At 50.9% G+C, this 4,743-nt stretch carries 4 protein-coding genes and 2 pseudogenes; 3 read left to right on the forward strand and 3 right to left on the reverse strand.

What is annotated here, in order from left to right:
• Window positions 1–435: 435 nt before the first annotated feature.
• Window positions 436–1,035 (reverse strand): hypothetical protein, encoded by a 600-nt coding sequence (locus ABRP64_RS11460; protein ID WP_349866516.1) that lies wholly within the window; start codon window positions 1,033–1,035, stop codon window positions 436–438.
• A 143-nt stretch (window positions 1,036–1,178) separates the two neighbouring features.
• Here ABRP64_RS11460 and ABRP64_RS11465 point away from each other — a divergent pair, with 143 nt between their 5' ends.
• On the forward strand, window positions 1,179–1,373 hold the full coding sequence (locus tag ABRP64_RS11465; protein WP_349866518.1) for a transposase: 195 nt from the start codon (window positions 1,179–1,181) through the stop codon (window positions 1,371–1,373).
• 225 nt (window positions 1,374–1,598) lie between these two features.
• On the opposite strand, the pseudogene ABRP64_RS11470 reads toward ABRP64_RS11465, so the two are convergent.
• Window positions 1,599–2,816 (reverse strand): annotated as a pseudogene (locus ABRP64_RS11470) (IS3 family transposase).
• A 71-nt stretch (window positions 2,817–2,887) separates the two neighbouring features.
• Here ABRP64_RS11470 and ABRP64_RS11475 point away from each other — a divergent pair.
• Both ABRP64_RS11475 and ABRP64_RS11480 read left to right on the forward strand, forming a co-directional pair.
• The gene (locus ABRP64_RS11475; RefSeq protein WP_349866520.1) at window positions 2,888–3,349 is read left to right on the forward strand and encodes a hypothetical protein; all 462 of its coding nucleotides are present in this window, start codon (window positions 2,888–2,890) and stop codon (window positions 3,347–3,349) included.
• A 65-nt stretch (window positions 3,350–3,414) separates the two neighbouring features.
• On the forward strand, window positions 3,415–3,633 hold the full coding sequence (locus ABRP64_RS11480; protein WP_237799974.1) for a hypothetical protein: 219 nt from the start codon (window positions 3,415–3,417) through the stop codon (window positions 3,631–3,633).
• Between the two features lie 577 nt (window positions 3,634–4,210).
• Here ABRP64_RS11480 and ABRP64_RS11485 read toward each other — a convergent pair.
• A pseudogene (locus ABRP64_RS11485) lies at window positions 4,211–4,666 on the reverse strand (recombinase family protein); the annotation flags it as partial.
• Between the last annotated feature and the right edge of the window lie 77 nt (window positions 4,667–4,743).

The raw sequence follows: 4,743 nt of genomic DNA on the forward strand, positions 1-4,743 counted from the left end.
AACGAAACAAGCCGACTGGGTAAATCCCAGTCGGCTACCAGTCGCGCGCAAAACAACACACCTAAAAATCCCGAGTTGAGGATCCGCCCCCGTCCGCCCCACCCGCGAGATTGACAAACTACATAGGAACACCCCCCTTGGTCGCCCTATCCCGTAATACTGCAATCGTGAGCGCTCCAAGAAATTTGGCAATCAACTAATCGTGGCTGCCTTTTCTTCATCCGGCCACACCGTCACTGCTTTGTATGTGTAGTAGACACACGCTACGAACACAACAATATTTCCAAAGATGAGCCACTGCGGTACATCGTTCGGCAGAATTATCTGTAGAACAGCACTCACAAAACAAAGCAAAGCAATGTTTGTACTCAACGCAATGATCAGTATTCTACGTCCAAGGCTCATTTGATTCCTTACTTTTCGTGTTACTTATATTTATCCGCACTGATCAGCAGCGGTTACGATAGAACCAGATGCGGTTGCCATGGTAGCTGCAGCCATCGTAGGACCAATAGGACCTGTGAGCGGTGCAGAGGCGACTCCGACGGCAGCTGCTGTAGTCCCTCCGACCCCTAGGAGGACGGCTCCCGCACACCCAGCAGCAGACCGGGGTTGAATGAGGGTTGCGTCGACCAACTCTGGATCAACATTCGTTGAATACTTTGCAGTGATCTGGTCACCCTCAACCGAGTATTCGATGTTTACTTTCTCTCCAGTAGTGAGAGTCTTTGAAGTGGGCAGAGCTTCTTCTTCGCCCTTCGGGCTTTCTACAAATACTGTGTCTGCTTCTTTACGAACGTTACCGTTTACTACTTCAGCGGAATATCCGCTCTCATCAGCGTTATTGATTACGAGAAGCGCTTGTCGCTCCTTTTGTGCCTTAGCAATCCTTTCCCCAAGAACATCATTCCCCGCCCCTGTGTTAGTTGACTGCTGAACCTCGTTCTGAGAAATCTCTGCGGACGTAGCGACTGGCACTGGTACGAGCACAGAAGCTAGAGCGATAGAAGTAGCAAGCTTAGTTCCAAACTTCAAGGAAGAACCTCTTTCTGAATTCTCGAATACGAATAAACTCAGGTAGATGATAATACATTCGCTTAACCTTCGCAGGACATAACTGAGGTTGCCCTCGTTTGGTGGACACCCGATTAGTGCGGATTTTGTGTCCGTAAGAGAGGATGTTCATTGTGAGTCAACAACGCCAGAAATACACGCCGGAGTACCGGCGTGAAGCCGCGAACCTGGTAATCGAGTCAGAACGCCCGATTGCTCATGTAGCGAAAGAAATTGGTGTCGCACCTGACCTTTTAGGCCGATGGGTAAAAAATGAGCGTCAACGCCTAAGGATCCTCCGATGGATTAAGCGAGGCTGATCTTCGTGCTGAGAACGCTCGTCTGCGTCGTGAGCTGGCTGAAGCCAAGATGGATAATGAGTTTTTGTCAAAAGCGACAGCCTTCTTCGCTTTAAGGCAACGCGATCAGAAAAGTTCGACTTAATGCAGCCAGAGCAAGGCTAACTACAGTATCAAACGCATGGCACGACTATTAAAAGTGGGGTTGCCCGCAAATCGTGGACACGTAGTAGAGCTACCTAGTGGTTAGGCAGCTATTTCTTTTCTGCTGGTGGTTAGGCTGGTGTGGTTCTCGAAATCGACGGGGCTGACCATCCCGAGTGCGGAGTGCCGGCGCCGACGGTTGTAGACGGCTTCAATCCAGTAGGCAACGGCCTGACGCGCAGCATCGCGGGTTGGCCAGCGCTTCCGGTCGTAGAACTCGGTCTTAAGCGTCGACCAGAACGACTCAGCCATCGCATTATCGAAACACACCCCAGTACGCCCCACAGACTGAGCAACACCTAGGTTGCGGCACACCTCCCAGAGCTGCTCGCTGGTAAATTGTGTTCCCCGGTCGGCGTGAAACACCAGCCCGTCAGGAACGTCACCACGCAGTGTATGTGCCATCCGCAGTGCTCGTTCGACCAGGAATGTATCTTGCACGCTATCCATAGCCCAGCCCAGCACCCTGCGGGAATGACCATCGCGAACTGCGCATAAGTACAACCAACCCTCGCCGGTTCGCAGGTAGGTAATGTCTGACATCCATACTCGATTGAGCTCGCCGGTATCAAACATGCGCTTTACCAGGTCAGGAAGACTCGACTTACGTTTAGATTGAATCGTTGTCGCTGGGACGAAGGCACGCGGTGAAATTCCTTCAATTCCCATCAGGCGCATCCGCTTAGCCACAGTCTTGCGGTTAAGAACAATCTGGTAGCGCTCACCTAGTTCTGCGGTGATTCGCGGGGCACCGTAGACCTCGTTGGAGTCTTTCCAGATCTGATGAATCTTGCGATCAACATCATCGTAAAATGCTGCACGATCATCCTTACCGGATAAGCGTTGCTGCTGCATATGGGCCCATTTGTAGTATCCAGACCGAGATACCTTCAAAAGGCGTGCCATGCGATTGATACTGAAATTCGCCTTCTCCTGCTGCATTAATTCGAACTTTTCTGATCGCGTTGCCTTAAAGCGAAGAAGGCTGTCGCTTTTGACAAAAACTCATTATCCATCTTGGCTTCTGCCAGCTCACGACGCAGACGAGCGTTCTCAGCACGAAGATCAGCCTCGCTTAATCCATCGGAGGATCCTTAGGCGTTGACGCTCATTTTTTACCCATCGGCCTAAAAGGTCAGGTGCGACACCAATTTCTTTCGCTACATGAGCAATCGGGCGTTCTGACTCGATTACTAGGTTTGCGGCTTCACGCCGGTACTCCGGCGTGTATTTCTGGCGTTGTTGACTCACAATGAACATCCTCTCTTACGGACACAAGATCCGCACTAATCGGGTGTCCACTAAACGAGGGTAACCTCACTTCCTACGCCATGGCAGCGACTGAGTCGGACTCTGTGAAGAAAACGGACATTCAGACTGAGATTCAGGTTCTCGAGTCAACTACTGATAGTGCAAAGCTGAAGATTGAGGATGGAAGCGTTAAAGAAAATGCTGACGGTACCGTCACTATTTCTAATGACGAAACGGGAGATTCCGCCACTTTGAAGTCTGCAGTCCTACTCTCCGATGGTTCTATATCCCATATTGACTACGTTGTTGATGGAAATGAGATCGGTGCGACCCTTTCCACACCGGTTGTCGAGGGAGAGAAGGAGCCGGTTGTTGATCAAGGGTGGGCTGAGTGCGCTTTCGGAACGATCGGCGCTATTTCCGCTGTTGGTATGATTCCAGTGACAGGCGGAGCAAGTGCAGTTATTCTTCCCGCAATGGGCGCAGGTGCCGCTGCAGGAGGAGCTTCTTATACTTGTGTTCAGGCCGGTAAGAAGAGCTAATTATATAATAGTAAGATGTAAATTCTAGTTTCTACCTAATGCTACATACAGGAGAACTAAAAGGTATGTATAACGAAAAAAGACAGCAAATACGAATGGCAGTTTCTATTGCATGTTTGGTTTTGCTCTCCATTTGTGTTGGAGGAATGGCAGGAACCGGAAACCTAGCAATGACACTTTGGTTTACTGGAGTTTGGCTTCTTGTAGCGCCTGTGGGTATCAAACAGATCTATGATGTCAAGAAGTCTGAACAGCTAAGGGATAATCTGGTATCTAAAGGCTAATTGTCTCTTTTACGAATGCTCCCGAATCTGCAACTGAATTTTGTTTACAACTGGGACTTACTAGCAGAGCTCGGGAGTATTCTTATGCTAAGCGGTTTGTGGATGAAGTGTTTACGGTCGCGAGTGAAGTGCCCCGAGTTTTGTTCCTAGGCATTTGCCTTGATTTCTATTAATTCCTGTGGCGGGTTCTGCTTCCAAAATTCGTTCGCGAAAAAGCTGATGCAGCCTTCAGCAGCTCGTTAGTGTCGCGTAGCTCTTGATTTTCACGGCGAAGCCTCGCGTTCTCAGGCACAGGTTCTGGGATGTTTCCTGCACGGCGGGCAGACTTAAGTCCATTGACGGGCCGTGTGCCATGAAACCCCCCGCTTTGGAGCTACTGCCTGGCACGCGGCTTGCATGGACATAATTTCCATCAAGGTGCGATCTTCCAGAGACGGTCCACACGATCCTTGGCATGTTCCAGATTTTCCCATCTACTCAAACGGAACAAAACCTGGGACACTTCAGTTTAACCATATGGCCTGCCATACCGCACGTACTGTGGGGCGTATATTCACCCTGGCACATCGCCCCGTATCTATGCGTTTTTCAACGCCCGATACACCGTAGGGCGAGTAACTCCGAATTCCCGCGCCAAGGCTGCCTTTGACTCCCCTGCCAGTGTGCGCCGCTTAATCTCTACTACTTGCTGCGGGCTAAGAGCAGGCTTGCGGCCTTTGTACTTGCCGGCCTTTTTCGCCAACGCAATCCCCTCTGCTTGGCGTTCGCGGATAATGGCCCGTTCAAACTCCGCGAAGCTACCGAGAATGCCGAGCATTAAATCTGCGCGTGGATCTGTGGTGTCTTTCGCAAACGCGAGATTCTCATGCAGGAAAGTAACAGTCACACCCTTGCCGGTAAGTTCATCGACAATACCGCGAAGATCTGTAAGTGATCGGGCGAGGCGGTCGATCGACGAGACGACGAGTTCGTCCCCGTCGCGCACATAGGCCATGCACTCGCCAAGTCCAGGGCGGGCAGTCTTGGTGCGGCCGGGGTCAAGTCCGTTTGAGTGGTGTTTCTACCTTTCGATAGAGCATGCAGTGTGATGGTGTCAGGGGCCAGCACGTG

Source organism: Corynebacterium sp. KPL4015 (assembly GCF_040225725.1).
Classification (GTDB): Bacteria; Actinomycetota; Actinomycetes; order Mycobacteriales; family Mycobacteriaceae; genus Corynebacterium; species Corynebacterium rhinophilum.

Coding starts and splice junctions, on each gene's coding strand:
- ABRP64_RS11465 (WP_349866518.1), top strand. CDS start 1,179: ATGTTCATTGTGAGTCAACAACGCCAGAAATACACGCCGGAGTACCGG.
- ABRP64_RS11475 (WP_349866520.1), top strand. CDS start 2,888: ATGGCAGCGACTGAGTCGGACTCTGTGAAGAAAACGGACATTCAGACT.
- ABRP64_RS11480 (WP_237799974.1), top strand. CDS start 3,415: ATGTATAACGAAAAAAGACAGCAAATACGAATGGCAGTTTCTATTGCA.